Here is a 13464-nt window from a genome sequence, read left to right as displayed (position 1 = left end):
GCCCGGGCGCCTAGAAGCCCCGGGCCAGCTCCGCCGCCTGGACCACGGCGTCCGAGCGCCGCGCGTCGCGCCCGTCCAGGAGCATGCCCCGGGCCTCGGCGCTGACGACATCGGTAATGCCGATGAACCCCAGGATCATGCGCATCCAGGTGGACTGGTAGTCGTAAGTCTCCACCGGGTTGCCCGCTCCGTAGACCCCGCCGCTGGAATAGGCCACGAAGGCCTTCTTGTCTTCCAGCATGCCGAAGTAACCCTTCTCGTTCATGCCCACGGTGTACCCGGGCTGGATGAGGATGTCGAAATACTGCTTCAGGCGGTAGGGCACGCCGAAGTTCCACATCGGCACGGCGAAGACGTAGCGGTCGAAGGACTTGAAGTCCTCGATGATGGCCTCGACCTCGGTCCAGGCGCGCTTCTCGTCCAGGGAGTGCCCCCGGCCATGCATGATATTGTACTTGGCCATGATCCGGTCGCCGTCAAAGGGCGGGAGCTCCATCTCGAACAGGTTGCGGACCACCACCTCGGCCCCGGGGTTCACGGCCTTCCACTGCTCCACGAAGGCGTCGGCCACGGCCACGGAATGCGAACGCGACCCGCGCGGGGACGCCTTGAGATACAACATCCGGCTCATTTGTGCCCTCCTCGGTCTGGCCCCGCCTCGCGGCGAGGAAATTGCAATTCTGAGCAAGACTATAGTGTTCGTGGGCTTGGCGTCAACGTGAAGGGGTGACGGGAACCAAGGCGGGGCAGGCGGGAGAATCAAAAGAGCAAAGCGGAGCGCGGGCAGCCGGGCGAACGCACCGGGCGCGACGGCACCCTGCCCCGGGCGCAAAAAAACAGCCCGGTCGCCCGGGCTGTCTCGATCCGTTCGGATGCTTCCGCCGGAGCCGCGCCCTACGCGCCGAGCAGCCCCAGCAGCGCGGCCTTGATGCCCGCGCGGTCCAGCCCCAGGCGGGCGCGCAGTTCCTTCTGCCCGCCGTGCTCCACGAAGGCATCGGGCAGGCCCAGGCGGCGCACCGTGCGCCCGGACAGCAGGTCGCGGTCGGCCAGGGCTTCGAGCACCGCCGAGCCGAAGCCTCCGGCCAGGGTGTTCTCCTCCACCGTGAGCACGCGGGTCGCCCCGGCCACCAGCTCGGCGATCTGCTCCACGGGCAGCGGGCGCACGAAGCGCGCGTTGAACACGGCCACCCGTTGCCCGGTCTCGGCCTCGATCTCCCGCGCGGCTTCCAGGGCCGGATGCACGCGGCTGCCGATGGCCAGCACCAGGGCGTCGGCACCCTCGCGCAGGAGCTCGCCCCGGCCCAGGGGCAGCGGCCGGGGGTCGGCGTCCAGGGGCGCGCCCACGCCCACCCCGCGCGGGTAGCGCAGGGCCACGGGCCCGTCGTGCCCGATGGCCGTGACCAGCATCCGCGCCAGCTCGGCTTCGTCCGCCGGAACCATGAAGGTCAGGTTGGGGATGTGCCGCAAAAAGCTCAGGTCGAAGGCGCCGTGGTGCGTCGGGCCGTCCTCGCCGACCAGCCCGCCGCGGTCCAGGCACAGGGTCACGGGCAGGTTTTGCAGGCACACGTCGTGGACGATCTGGTCGTAGGAACGCTGCATGAAGGTTGAATAGATGGCCACCACGGGCCGGAAGCCCTGGCTGGCCAGCCCGGCGGCGAAGGTCACGGCGTGCTGCTCGCAGATGCCCACGTCCACGAAGCGGTCGGGCATCTGCTCGGCGAAGGCCGCCAGCCCCGTGCCCTCGGGCATGGCGGCGGTGATGGCCACCACGCGCTCGTCGGCCTCGGCCAGCCGCAGCAGCGTCTTGCCGAACACCTCGGTGTACGACGGCAGCGAGCACGGGCCGAACTTCAGGGCCGCGCCCGTTTCGGGCTCGAAGCAGCCCACCCCGTGGAAATACGTGGGGTTGGATTCGGCGGGCTGGTAGCCCCGGCCCTTGGTCGTCAGCACGTGGACCAGCACCGGGCCGTCCATGTCGAGCACATGGCGGAACACGTCCGTCAGGCCGTCCACGTTATGACCGTCGAAGGGCCCCAGGTAGTTGAAGCGGAAGGCCTCGAAAAGGATGCCCGGGGTGAAGAAATGCTTGAAGGCCTCCTCGGACTTGCGCGCGTAGTCGGCCAAGTCGCTGCCGATGCGCGGCACCTGCTTGAGCAGGGCCTCCACGTCCTTCTTGAAGCGCACGACCCAGCGCTTGGTGATGCTCTTGGAGATGAACTGCGACAGGGCGCCCACATTGCGCGAGATGGACATTTCGTTGTCGTTGAGCACCACGACCATGTCGCTGCCCATGCCCCCGGCCTGATTCAGGCCCTCGAAGGCCTGCCCGGCGGTCATGGAGCCGTCGCCGATGACGGCCACGACCTTGCCGTCGCCCCGGCGCAGGTCGCGGGCCATGGCCATGCCCAGGGCGGCGGAGATCGACGTGGACGAATGGCCCACGCCGAAGTGGTCGTACGGGCTTTCGCTCCTTTTAGGAAAGCCGCTGATGCCGCCCAGGGTGCGCAGGGTGCCGAAGCGCTCGGCCCGGCCCGTGAGCAGCTTGTAGCCGTAGGCCTGATGGCCCACGTCCCACACGATGCGGTCGTTGTCGGGGTCGAAGACCCGCAGCAGGGCCAGGGTCAGTTCCACCACGCCCAGGGAAGGCGCCAGGTGCCCGCCGTTGGCGGCCACAGTCTCGATGATGCGCGCGCGCATTTCCGCCGCCAGGGCGGTCAGTTCGGCCGCGGTCAGGGCCTGCACGTCCCGAGGCCGGGCAATGCGCGGCAGGATGGGGCCCTGGGGGGATGTTTCGTCCTTCGTCTTTGCTTTGCGAGGCATGATTCGGCTTGGTCCTTGTGGCCGGGCGGGCAGAGGCGGACCCGCCCGGGGTTGGCGTCAGTTGGTGCGCTCCACCACGTATGCCGCCAGATGGCTCAAAAAGTCCACCTGCGCGCCCCGGTAGTCTTGCAGGGCCTTGTTGGCCTGCATGGCGCATTGGATGGCCATGACCCGGCTCTGTTCCAGGCCCACCAGGGAGGGATAGGTGTTCTTGCCCTGGCCCTCATCGCTGCCCACGGGCTTGCCCAGCTCCTGCTGGTCGCCGACCACATCGAGGATGTCGTCGGCGATCTGGAAGGCCATGCCCAGGTGCTTGCCGTACTCCATGGCGTTCTGCATGTCCTTTTCACCGCCGCCGCCCAGGATGCACCCCGCCAGACAGGAGGCGGTAATGAGCGCGCCGGTCTTGAGAGAATGCATGCGTTGCAGGTCGCGCAATTCCACGCCCGTGCGCCCGGTCAGTTCCATGTCCACCTGCTGGCCGCCGACCATGCCGCTGGGGCCCGCGCCGTAGGCCACCACGGCCGTGGCCTGAAGCACCCGCTCGGCGGGCACCTCCGTGACCCCGAGCATCAGGCTGAAGGCCTCGGTCAGCAGGGCGTCGCCCGCAAGGATGGCGGTGGCCTCGCCGAAGACCTTGTGGCTCGTGGGTTTGCCCCGGCGCAGGTCGTCGTTGTCCATGGCCGGCAGGTCGTCGTGGATCAGCGAATAGGTATGAATGCATTCGATGCCCGCCGCGAAAGGCACCACGGCCCGCGAAGGCACGCCCGCCACCTCGGCCCAGACCATGCACAGCACGGGCCGCAGGCGCTTGCCCCCGGCCAGCAGGCTGTACTGCATGGCCTCGGCCAGCCGGGGCGCGATGTCGCGGCCGTCCAGGCAGGTTTTCAGGTGTTCTTCCACCGCCGCCGCATAGTTGGCCAGGGTCTTCTTCACGTCCACGTCAGGCATCGCCGTCCTCCGGTTCAAACTCGCGCAGCACGCCGTCGGCCAGGATGGTCACCTCGTTGCGGGCCTTGTCCAGGCTCTCGCGGCAGCTTCTGGCCAGGGCCACCCCCTCGCGGAACAGGGTCACGCCCTCCTCCAGCGGCAGGTCGCCGCCCTCCAGCTTCTCCACGATCTCCCGCAGTTTGGCCATGCGGGCCTCGAAGCCGTCCTTGCCGTCCTTGTCCTCGCTCATGCGCGCTCTCCTATTCTGGTCTGAGCGTGCCGGTGACCAGCGGGGTGGGGTCCACCAGTTCGCCGTACACCGACAGGCCGAAATGCAGGTGCGGGCCCGTCACCCGCCCGGTGCTGCCCACCTTGCCGAGCACATCCCCGGCGGCCAGCACGTCGCCGGGGCGCACCAGAATCTCCGAGAGGTGGAAATACATGCTCACCAGCCCCTGGCCGTGGTCCACATACACGCTCTTGCCCGCGAAATAATGCTCCGCCGCCAGCACCACCGTGCCCGGGGCCATGGTCCGCACGGGCTGGCCCTGGGGGCCGCGCAGGTCCAGCCCCCGGTGCGGCGCGCGGGGCTCGCCGTTGAAGAACCGCCGCAGCCCGAAGGTGCTGGAGACCCCGCCCGGCACCGGGCGCACGAACCCGCCGCCCCAGGCGCGCGGCCGGGAAAAGTCGGCCAGCACGCGGCGGACCTCGGCCCGCTCGGCCTCGTGACGCGCCAGGGCCTCGGGGGTCAGGTGGACCATCTCGCGCGCCACGGCCAGCCGCTGCTCGGGAAAGCTGCGGGCCGCCACGCGCACCTCGCGTTCCAGCGCCGAAGGTCCGCCCGGGCCGTCCACCCGCGCCGCGAGGCGCACCGGGCCCGGGGCCGCTTCCAGGTCCACGCCCAGAAGCACCGGCGCCTCCCAGTGCCCGTTCCGCTGCTCCAGGGGCACCCGGGCGCGCACGGGACCGAACTCCACCTCCGCCGTGCCGGGGCCTGCGTCGGCCACCACGCGAACCACGAAGGGCAGGCCCTGGCCCACCTCGTCCGGGCATTCCAGGGCCGCTCCGGCCCAGGCGGACGCCGCCCATACCGCCAGGGTCAGGGCCGCCAAAACAAAAATCCGCAGCCGCTTCACGCCCTCTCCCCGCCCGGTGCGTTCGGTTCTTCCGGTGCGCCCGGGCCGGGGCGCACCTCCAGCACCCGCGCGCCCACGGCGCCGTCGGCCACGCGGATGTCCAGCTCCTGGCCGGGCGCGGCCTCGGCCACGCTGCGCAAAAGCCGCCCCGTGCCCGCCACGCGCACCAGCCCGTAGCCCCGGGCCAAAGGCGCCTCGGGGTCCACCGCGCCCAGGCGCGATTCCAGCAGGGCCAGGGTCTGGGCGGCACCCCGAAGCCCGGCCGGTCCGGCCAGGGCAAGGCGCCGTTCCAGGGCTCGGGCGCCCTCGCCCTGGCGCAGCAGGGCCCGCGCCGCCCGGGGCAGCCGCAGGGCCAGGGCGCGGACCTCCGCCCGCCGCCGATCCACGGCCCGGGGCCCGAAGGCCGCGCCCAGGGCCGCTTCGCAGCGCTCCAGGGCCACGGCGCGCCCCCGGGTCAGGGCCGCGCCCGCGCGCAACAGGTCGCGCAGGGCCGTGCCCAGGCGCTCTTCCATGCGTGCCAGCCGCTGGGCCGGGGAAAGCCAACGCAGGGCCTTTTCCATCTGCCCCAGGGCGGCCTCGCGGCGCTCCAGCAGCCCGCCCGCCGCAGCGAACAGGCCCTGCTCCAGAACGTCCACCCGCTGCATGAGCGCCCCGCGCTCGGGCCACAAAAGCTGCGCCGCGTGGCTGGGCGTGGCCGCGCGCACGTCGGCCACCAGATCGGCGATGCTCGTGTCCACCTCGTGGCCCACGCCGCAGACCACGGGCAGGCCCGAGCGATAGACGGCCTCGGCCACGGGCTCGGTATTGAAGGCCCACAGGTCTTCCAGGGAACCGCCGCCGCGGATGAGCACCACCACCTCGGCCCAGCCGTCGGCGCAGGCCGCGTCCAGCGCGGCGGCCACCCGCGCCGGGGCCTGCTCGCCCTGCACCAGGGTCGGGTAGATGCGGATGGCGCTGCCCCAGCCGCGCTCCCCGGCCAAGCGCAGAAAATCGCGGATGGCCGCGCCCGTGGGCGCCGTGACCACGGCCACTCGCGCCGGATGCGGCGGCAGGGGCCGCTTGCGCCCGGGGTCGAAATAGCCCAGCCCGGCCAGCCGCGCCTTCATGGCCTCGAACTGCATGGCCAGTTGCCCGGTGCCCTGCTCCTGCACCAGTTCGGCCACGAGCTGGTACGCCCCCTGGGGCTCGAACACCGAAAGCCGCCCGGCCACCAGCACGGTGGTGCCCTCGGTCAACTCGGTGGTGCAGCCGTGTTCCAGCACCTCGCCGGTGCGCGGGTCCACTCCGCCGGGGGCCACGCAGCGCTGGCTGCGGCGGAACCAGACCACCGACAAGCGCGCCTGGGCGTCCTTGAGGTTGAAATAGACGTGCCCGCTGGCCGGGCGGCTCACGCCGCCGACCTCGCCGCGCACCCACACGAAGGGGAACTGGCTTTCCAGCACGTCCTTGACGGCGCCCGTCAGCTCGCGGACTTCGAAGATGTGCGGCATGGCTACTCCGCCGCCACCGCCACGCCGCAACCGATCATCACCGTGCCCGCGCCCCGGTTGGCCACGGTCCACAGCCGGGTGGAGCGCACGGCCCGGCGGCCCCGGGCCGCGAGCCACGCATAGCCCACGGGCACCAGGAAGACGATGGGCAGGATCACGGCGACCACGGCGCCCATCCGCGCGGGGGTCAGGGCGGTCATGTCCACGAAGGCGGGCAGGAAGCCGCAGTAGAAGGCGATGGCCTTGGGGTTGCCCAGGGAGACGCACATCCCGCCCAGGAAAAAGCGCCCGCCCGCCCGGGGCGCGGGCGGGGGCGAGCCCGCCGCCGGGGGCCTGGCCGTCCAGGCCTTGAAGCCCATCCAGATCAGATACGCCGCCCCCGCGTAGCGCAGGACCACGAACCCGTCGCCAAGCTGCGCGGCCACCCAGCCCAGGCCCAGCAGGGCCGTCAGCAGATAGACCATATCCCCGGCGGCCTGCCCGGCGATCCACAGCACCGCCGGGCGGAAGCCCCGCGCCAGCGCCTGGGCGACCACGGCCATGACGCCGGGCCCTGGGATGAGGGCGAAAACGGTCGTCGCCCCGGCCAGGGCAAGCAAAGATTCCGTGCTCATGGCGCTACCTGCACTGCTCGACGCCGTCTCCGGCGCCCAGGCCCCAGCCGTTCCACACGGTCTTGCGCCACAGGGCCACCTCGCGCCCGAAGCTCTCCACGGGCAGCTCGGTCTTCTCGCCGCTGCGGCGGTCCTTGCACTCCACGATGCCCCGGCCCAGGCCCTTGCCGCCGACCACGCACTGCAACGGGAAGCCGATGAGATCGGCATCCTTGAACTTCACGCCCGGGCGCTCCTCACGGTCGTCGAGCACCACGTCCGCCCCGGCGGCGCGCAGGGCGGCGGCGACCTCCTCGGCCCGGGCGAGCACGGCCTCGTCCTTGGGGTCCAGGCAGAGCACAACGGCCTCGAAGGGCGCCACCGGCGGCGGGAACACGATGCCCGCCTCGTCGTGGTTCTGCTCGATGCACGCGGCCACCACGCGGGTCACGCCGATGCCGTAGCAGCCCATGATGATGGTCCGCTCCTTGCCTGCCTCGTCCAGGAAACGCGCGCCCAGGGCCTCGGAATACTTGGTGCCCAGCTTGAAGACGTGGCCGACCTCGATGCCCCGGGGCAGGCCCAGGGGCCCGCCGCAACGCGGGCAGGGGTCCTTGACGGTGATGGTCCGCAGGTCGCGGTACTCGATTCTGGCCTGCACGTCGCGGCCCAGGCACAGGTGGCGCACGTGGGTGTCGGCCTTGTTGGCCCCGGCCACGTAGTCCGTGGCCGTGCGCAGCTCCTGGTCGGCCACGATGCGCGACACGCCGAGGCCCACCGGCCCGGCGAAGCCCACGGGGGCGCCGGTCCACTCCTGAACCTGCTCGGGGCTGGCCATGCGCAGCTCGGCGCAGCCCAGGGCGTTCTTGAGCTTGATCTCGTTCAGCTCGCGGTCGCCGCGCATGAGCGCCGCCACGGGCTGGCCGTCGGCGTCGTACAGCAGGGTCTTGACCACCTGGGTGACGTTCACGTCCAGCATGGCGGCGACCTCCTCGACGGTGCGCACGCCGGGGGTGGCCACCTCGGTCAGGCGCGGGCCCTCCTCGGGGGTCGGGTCGAACTTGCCGCGCACCTCGGCCTTCTCCAGGTTGGCCGCGTAGTCGCAGGCCTGGCACACGGCGATGGTGTCCTCGCCCGTATCGGCCAGGACCATGAACTCGTGGGAAAAACTGCCGCCGATGGACCCGGAGTCGGCCTCCACGGGCCGGAACGCCAGCCCCAGGCGCGAAAAAATAGCCATGTAGGCGTCGTACATGGCGCGGTAGCTCGCCTCGGCTCCGGCCTCGTCGGCGTCGAAGGAGTAGGCGTCCTTCATGATGAACTCGCGGCAGCGCATGAGCCCGAAGCGCGGGCGGATCTCGTCGCGGAACTTGCCCTGGACCTGATAGAGGTTCAGGGGCAACTGGCGGTAGGAGCGCACCTCGCCGCGGATGAGGTCGGTGACCACTTCCTCGTGGGTGGGGCCGAGGCAGTAGTCGCGCCCGTGGCGGTCCTCGAAGCGCAGCAGTTCCTTGCCGTAGTGCTCCCAGCGGCCCGACTCGCGCCACAGGTCGCCGGGCTGGACCATGGGCATGAGGATTTCCTGGGCTCCGGCGCGGTCCATTTCCTGGCGCACGATGGCCGCGACCTTGTTCACGGCCCGCAGGCCCAGGGGCAGGATGGTATAGATGCCCGAGGTCAGCTTGCGGATCATGCCCGCGCGCACCAGGAGCTTGTGGCTCACAACCTCGGCGTCGCCCGGGGCCTCCTTGAGGGTCGGGGCGTACAGGGTGCTCATCTTCATGGTCGTCATGGGGTCTCCTTCTTGCGTTCTTCGAGAAATTTTTCCAGCTCGGCCATGAACTCGGGCAGCAGGTTCTCCGCCCCGCGCACGGTACGGACCACCTCGCCCCGGCGGAAGATCAGGCCCTTGCCCCGGCCTCCGGCGATGCCGATGTCGGCGCCCCGGGCCTCGCCGGGGCCGTTGACCACGCAGCCCATGACCGCCACGGTGAACACGTCGGTCACCGGGCGCAGGCGCTCCTCCACGGCCCGGGCCAGCTCGGCCAGGGCGATCTCCGTGCGCCCGCAGGTCGGGCAGGAGACGATCTCCGGGCCGCGCGCGCGCAGGCCCAGGGCGCGCAAAAGCTCCCAGGCCACGTCCATCTCGGCCACGGGGTCGCCCGTGAGCGACACGCGCAGCGTGTCGCCGATGCCGTGATAGAGCAGCACCCCCAGGCCCACGGACGACTTGACCGTGCCGCGCCCCGGGGTGCCCGCCTCGGTGACGCCGATGTGCAACGGGTAGTCGCAGCGCCCGGCCAGCAGGCGGTAGGCCGCGATGGTCGCGGGCACGCTGGAGGCCTTGACCGAAATCTTGATGTCGAAAAAGTCGCGCTCTTCGAGCAGGCGCACGTGTTCCAGGGCGCTTTCGACCATGGCTTCGGGCGTGGGCCCGCCGAAGCGCGCCAGCAGGCGCTTGTCCACCGAGCCGGAGTTGACCCCGATGCGCATGGGCACTCCGGCGGCCTTGGCCGCGCGGACCACGGCGTCGACCTGGGCCGCCCCGCCGATGTTGCCGGGATTGATGCGCAGGCCGTCCAGGCCCGCGTCCACGGCCATGAGCGCCAGACGGTGGTCGAAATGGATGTCGGCCACCAGGGGCACGGGCGCGGCGCGGCGGATGGCCGCCAGGGCCCGGGCGGCGTCCTCGTCCAGCACGGCCAGGCGCACGATCTCGCACCCGGCCTCGGCCAGGGCGTCGATCTGGGCCAGGGTCGCGGCCACGTCGCGGGTGTCGGTGTTGGTCATGCTCTGCACGGCCACGGGGTGCCCCCCGCCGATGGGCACGCCCCCCACGCGCACCACGCGCGAGGCCCGGCGCGGGGGCCGGAAGGGGTCGGTCACGGGGGTGTGGGTGTGCTCTGCGGCGCTCATGGTTCGGCTCGTGGGCTGCGGCGTGTGGAAGAGATGCGTTGTTATCCCATTTCCCGCGCCAAGCCAAGGACAACCCGCCCCCCGGCCCCGGGCCGGGTCGGGCCGGTCGGGTCAGGCCGGGTCTGGAAAAACACGGCGAAGAGCCACGCGGGGCGGGCACCCTGCAAGCGGCGCCTGCCGGGCGGGAAAATCCCCGGCGCCTGCCGCTCCGCGCCCGAAGCACGGGCAGCCGTCATGCGGACGAGTTTTTCCCCTTCCAGCCCGTTGGCGCCGGAAGGCGACGCGCCGGAGCCAAGCACGACACGGGCGCGGCACAGGCGCGGCGCTAGAAATAGCCCAGGCTGCGCAGGGTCTCCATGTGCCGTTCCTTGTCCTGGTCGCGGCCCGAGCGCTCCCCGGCGCCGGGGTCCGGCAGGGCCGTGCAGGGCATGCAGCCCAGGGAGCGGTAGCCCTGGCCGTAGAGGGAGCAAAAGGGCAACCCGAGGTCCAGGGTGGCGGCCCAAACGTCGAACTCGCTGAAGTGCCACAGGGGCGCGAGCCGCAGGTGGGGCGGGTCGGCGTGAGCCTCGGCAGCCGGGCGCGCGGCGCGGGCCGGGTGTTCGTCGGCGCGCACGCCGGTGACGAGCACGGCAAGGCTCAGGGCCTCCACCGCCGCCGCCAGGGGCCGGGCCTTCAGGTCGCGGCAGCAGGCCACCTTGTCCGCGGCCACGGGGTAGGCGTCCAGGTCGACCTCCGGCCGGGCCACGTGCAGGTCCACGCTCCACCGGCGGGCCAGGGCGTCGCGCAGGGCCAGCACCTGGGGGAACTTGCAGCCCGTGTCCAGGTTCACGGCCCGGGGGCGCACTCCGGGGGCGACCTCGGCCAGCACCTCGCGCCACAGCCACAGGGCCAGGGTCGAGTCCTTGCCGCCGGTCCAGGCAACGGCCACGCGCCGCGGCCCGGCGGCCAGGGCCGCAGCGCGCAAAAAGGCCCGGGCCGCCTCCAGGCGGTCCTCCAGCACGGGCCCGCCCGGGGCCAGGGGCGGCAGGGCCGCCAGCAGGGCGCGCGATTCGCTCGTCTGTCCGTTCATGGGGTCCGCTCACGCTCCTTGCGCCGCTGAAAACGGCGCAGGGTCCGGATACCCCAGGCCCGGCCCCATGGCAACGCCGGGGCGGGCGGCCCGTCTCGCCCGCCCCCGGGCCCACGTCGCCGGCCCCGACCATGGCCCCCGGCCTGGGATGCACGGCCCGGAACACACGGCCGGATGCCCCTCCCGTGGTCCCAGCCTTCCAGAATCTCCCCTGCCCGGCAAAAAAAATGCGGCCCGATGAAAATTCCTCCTTGACGCCCACGGCAAAGGAGCCTAAAAACCGACCTCTCGACAGCGTGGGCTCGTAGCTCAGTCGGATAGAGTGCCTGGCTACGAACCAGTAGGTCGCAGGTTCGAATCCTGCCGGGCCCACCACAAAAGAAACGGGGATTTCAGATGGCGCAAGCCGACTGAAATCCCTTTTTCCTTTGGTGCGCACCCTCCCCGGCCCGCCGCCTTCCCCCGGTTTGCCGCCCTTTCGCCCCCGCCGCCCTCTCTCGGCGGTGCCGCCCGCCTTTTCGCCGCATTTCCCGCCCGGGGTTGCGCCGGGGCGCCGAAGCTGCTAACAAGGAAAACTCGCGCATCCTCCTTCGCCCGTTCCCCTCCCCGGCTCCGCCTCCGCTCCCACGCGCGCCCGAGCAACCCGCAACCGGCAGGTGAGCCGCCATGAGCCTGCAATGCAAGACCATCGTCATCGGCCCCACGGGCAGCCCGCTGTGTGTGCCCGCGGCCGTATGGGACGAACTGCTCCTGCGCCGGGGGCCGCACCCCTTCCGCGCCGGACGCCCGGCACAGGCCGCCCGGGCGCTGCTGACCCTGAGCCCCGGGCGCGCGCCGCGCCTGGCCGGGCTGCAATGCATGCGCGTGTATTTCGACGACGCCGGGCTGGCCGCGACGTGGCACCTGTCCGCCGTGCTGGTGGCTCCGGCCTGCCCGCTGGGGCCCGGCGCCGCGCCCGAGCCGGTCTACGACAAATTCAGCCGCGACCCGTTGTTCTGGTACCCGACCCGCGCCGAGCTGCGGGCCATGGCCGAGGCGCTCACCGCCGCCTGGGCCCAGCCGCCCGCCGGGACGCGCCTCCGGCAGGCGGCCCCGGCCCTGGCCGCACCCCTGCCCGCCGCCCCCCTGGCTCCGCCGCTCTTTCCGCGCGGCTAGGGCCGCCGCAGGTCCGAACGCGGCCTCGAACCAGTAGTTCCCTGGCGCAAGAGCCTTGATTCAAACACGGTTTCATGCCATTATTTTCCAGACCGTCATCTGGCCGTCACATTCCGGACCGGACTGGAGCGCACCCGCATGGGACCCGGACCAAGCCTCGACTCGCCCTACCACCGCGTGAAGCGCAACCTGGCCCGGGCCAACGGCTACCTGCGCCGCAAGGAATACCGCAAGGCCGTGCAGGCCGCCGCCGTCGCCTTTTCGGCCAAGCCGGACTGCGCCCAGCTCGTGGGCCAGCACAAGCACGAGCTGGAATTCCTGTGCATCGAGTTCTGCGACAATTTCAACACCAACCCCGGCGTCATCGCCTTCATGCACGGCATCAAGATCCGCGCCCGGCCCTTCCTGGCCTATGCTCCGGGCGGCGAGGACATGGTGCGCACCAAGCTGGAAATCGTCGAAGAGCGCATGGACGCCAAGGAGCGCGAGCGCGAGGCCCGGCGCCTGGCGGCCCTGGCCGAAAAAAAGGCCACCTGGATGGAGCGGGGCCAGCGGGCCCTGGACGAGGGCAACTACCCGCGCGGCAAGGCCTGGCTGCGCCGGGTGGTGGACGACTTCGGCCACGAGCCCGGGGTGTTGGCCGACATCGGCTCGCGCCTGCTGGACAAGGACCTGCTGCCCGAAGCCGCCGACATCCTGGCCCGCGCCCGCGGCGCCGACCCCCGGGACCACACGGTCTACACCCTGGCCATCCGCGCCTACCAGGGCCTGGGCGAAATGGGCAAGGCCGAGGAGGTCTACCTCGCGGCCATCCGCCAGTTCGGCGGCCACCCGCTGACCTACCTGAACCTCGCGCGGCACTACATGGCCTGGCGCAAGCGCGACAAGGCCTACGAATACGCCCGCAAGGCCCTGGAGGCCGACCCCGGGCTCGACGAGGCCCGCGAGATCGTCCGCCGCACGGGTTGACCCGCGCCCCGGGCGCGGGTATCCCTGCACACGCCCCGCCCACGCACCCCAACGCCCGGAGCCCCGCCATGGACCTCAAGGCCAGCCTGCGCCGCGCCCAGAACCTCGCCCGCGAACAGGCCCGCGACATGGTCGTCGGCGACGACGGCTCGGGCGCCTGGGTCATCATGACCCTGGACGACCCGCGCTCCGACGCCCTGCGCCCGGGGTTCATCGTCGGCGCCCAGGGCCTGCGCTACCCCGAGGACCACGAACTCGCCGTGCGCCTCATGACCCAGGGCCGCTGAGAGCCGCGGGCCGATTTTGACCTTGCCTTCGACCCGGAAAACGTGGAGCCTGGGCTCCGGCGCCACCCGCCGCCCGGCAAATACCCGAAGAATCGGACC

At 71.6% G+C, this 13464-nt stretch carries 13 protein-coding genes and 1 tRNA gene; 4 read left to right on the top strand and 10 right to left on the bottom strand.

What is annotated here, in order from left to right; translation table 11 throughout:
• Positions 1-10: 10 nt before the first annotated feature.
• The 10 genes from ACZ5KV_RS14050 to ACZ5KV_RS14005 form a co-directional block, all read right to left on the bottom strand.
• Complete coding sequence (locus ACZ5KV_RS14050; protein WP_464239916.1) at positions 11-631, bottom strand: FMN-dependent NADH-azoreductase; 621 nt, start codon at positions 629-631, stop codon at positions 11-13.
• Positions 632-894: 263 nt separating this feature from the next.
• Positions 895-2820, bottom strand: coding sequence for a 1-deoxy-D-xylulose-5-phosphate synthase (dxs, locus tag ACZ5KV_RS14045; RefSeq protein WP_464239915.1), 1926 nt, complete (start codon positions 2818-2820; stop codon positions 895-897).
• 57 nt (positions 2821-2877) lie between these two features.
• Positions 2878-3771: a polyprenyl synthetase family protein gene (locus ACZ5KV_RS14040; protein WP_464239914.1), complete on the bottom strand. Its 894-nt coding sequence runs from the start codon at positions 3769-3771 to the stop codon at positions 2878-2880.
• A complete protein-coding gene (gene xseB, locus ACZ5KV_RS14035) occupies positions 3764-4000 on the bottom strand; it encodes an exodeoxyribonuclease VII small subunit (RefSeq protein WP_464239913.1) in 237 nt (78 codons plus the stop codon). The genes ACZ5KV_RS14040 and xseB overlap by 8 nt, the downstream gene beginning before the upstream one ends.
• 10 nt (positions 4001-4010) lie before the next feature.
• Positions 4011-4886: a M23 family metallopeptidase gene (locus ACZ5KV_RS14030; protein WP_464239912.1), complete on the bottom strand. Its 876-nt coding sequence runs from the start codon at positions 4884-4886 to the stop codon at positions 4011-4013.
• On the bottom strand, positions 4883-6376 hold the full coding sequence (xseA, locus tag ACZ5KV_RS14025; RefSeq protein WP_464239911.1) for an exodeoxyribonuclease VII large subunit: 1494 nt from the start codon (positions 6374-6376) through the stop codon (positions 4883-4885). The genes ACZ5KV_RS14030 and xseA overlap by 4 nt, the downstream gene beginning before the upstream one ends.
• A 2-nt stretch (positions 6377-6378) precedes the next feature.
• Positions 6379-6990, bottom strand: a complete 612-nt coding sequence (locus tag ACZ5KV_RS14020; RefSeq protein ID WP_464239910.1) for a LysE family translocator — start codon at positions 6988-6990, stop codon at positions 6379-6381.
• A gap of 4 nt (positions 6991-6994) precedes the next feature.
• Positions 6995-8752, bottom strand: a complete 1758-nt coding sequence (locus tag ACZ5KV_RS14015; protein WP_464241843.1) for a proline--tRNA ligase — start codon at positions 8750-8752, stop codon at positions 6995-6997.
• A 5-nt stretch (positions 8753-8757) separates the two neighbouring features.
• The gene (gene ispG, locus ACZ5KV_RS14010) at positions 8758-9885 is read right to left on the bottom strand and encodes a flavodoxin-dependent (E)-4-hydroxy-3-methylbut-2-enyl-diphosphate synthase (protein ID WP_464239909.1); all 1128 of its coding nucleotides are present in this window, start codon (positions 9883-9885) and stop codon (positions 8758-8760) included.
• Positions 9886-10210: 325 nt separating this feature from the next.
• On the bottom strand, positions 10211-10954 hold the full coding sequence (locus ACZ5KV_RS14005) for a phosphoadenosine phosphosulfate reductase family protein (RefSeq protein WP_464239908.1): 744 nt from the start codon (positions 10952-10954) through the stop codon (positions 10211-10213).
• 298 nt (positions 10955-11252) lie between these two features.
• Between ACZ5KV_RS14005 and ACZ5KV_RS14000 the strand changes: the two genes are divergently transcribed.
• The 4 genes from ACZ5KV_RS14000 (at position 11253) to ACZ5KV_RS13985 (ending at position 13365) form a co-directional block, all read left to right on the top strand.
• Positions 11253-11329 (top strand) — tRNA-Arg (locus ACZ5KV_RS14000).
• A 291-nt stretch (positions 11330-11620) separates the two neighbouring features.
• Positions 11621-12109 carry a hypothetical protein gene (locus ACZ5KV_RS13995; RefSeq protein ID WP_464239907.1) on the top strand — a complete coding sequence of 163 codons (489 nt, stop codon included), beginning with the start codon at positions 11621-11623 and terminating at the stop codon, positions 12107-12109.
• A gap of 138 nt (positions 12110-12247) precedes the next feature.
• Positions 12248-13078 (top strand): tetratricopeptide repeat protein, encoded by an 831-nt coding sequence (locus tag ACZ5KV_RS13990; RefSeq protein ID WP_464239906.1) that lies wholly within the window; start codon positions 12248-12250, stop codon positions 13076-13078.
• A gap of 68 nt (positions 13079-13146) precedes the next feature.
• Complete coding sequence (locus ACZ5KV_RS13985; protein ID WP_464239905.1) at positions 13147-13365, top strand: hypothetical protein; 219 nt, start codon at positions 13147-13149, stop codon at positions 13363-13365.
• Positions 13366-13464: the final 99 nt, after the last annotated feature.

Source organism: Desulfocurvus thunnarius (assembly GCF_055390965.1).
This window is presented reverse-complemented; position numbering and strand designations above follow the sequence as displayed.

What these genes read in the sequence shown, in the direction of transcription:
- ACZ5KV_RS14050 (WP_464239916.1), bottom strand. Translation starts at nt 631, where the DNA reads ATGAGCCGGATGTTGTATCTCAAGGCGTCCCCGCGCGGGTCGCGTTCG.
- dxs (WP_464239915.1), bottom strand. Translation starts at nt 2,820, where the DNA reads ATGCCTCGCAAAGCAAAGACGAAGGACGAAACATCCCCCCAGGGCCCC.
- ACZ5KV_RS14040 (WP_464239914.1), bottom strand. Translation starts at nt 3,771, where the DNA reads ATGCCTGACGTGGACGTGAAGAAGACCCTGGCCAACTATGCGGCGGCG.
- xseB (WP_464239913.1), bottom strand. Translation starts at nt 4,000, where the DNA reads ATGAGCGAGGACAAGGACGGCAAGGACGGCTTCGAGGCCCGCATGGCC.
- xseA (WP_464239911.1), bottom strand. Translation starts at nt 6,376, where the DNA reads ATGCCGCACATCTTCGAAGTCCGCGAGCTGACGGGCGCCGTCAAGGAC.
- ACZ5KV_RS14020 (WP_464239910.1), bottom strand. Translation starts at nt 6,990, where the DNA reads ATGAGCACGGAATCTTTGCTTGCCCTGGCCGGGGCGACGACCGTTTTC.
- ACZ5KV_RS14015 (WP_464241843.1), bottom strand. Translation starts at nt 8,752, where the DNA reads ATGAAGATGAGCACCCTGTACGCCCCGACCCTCAAGGAGGCCCCGGGC.
- ispG (WP_464239909.1), bottom strand. Translation starts at nt 9,885, where the DNA reads ATGAGCGCCGCAGAGCACACCCACACCCCCGTGACCGACCCCTTCCGG.
- ACZ5KV_RS14005 (WP_464239908.1), bottom strand. Translation starts at nt 10,954, where the DNA reads ATGAACGGACAGACGAGCGAATCGCGCGCCCTGCTGGCGGCCCTGCCG.
- ACZ5KV_RS13995 (WP_464239907.1), top strand. Translation starts at nt 11,621, where the DNA reads ATGAGCCTGCAATGCAAGACCATCGTCATCGGCCCCACGGGCAGCCCG.
- ACZ5KV_RS13990 (WP_464239906.1), top strand. Translation starts at nt 12,248, where the DNA reads ATGGGACCCGGACCAAGCCTCGACTCGCCCTACCACCGCGTGAAGCGC.
- ACZ5KV_RS13985 (WP_464239905.1), top strand. Translation starts at nt 13,147, where the DNA reads ATGGACCTCAAGGCCAGCCTGCGCCGCGCCCAGAACCTCGCCCGCGAA.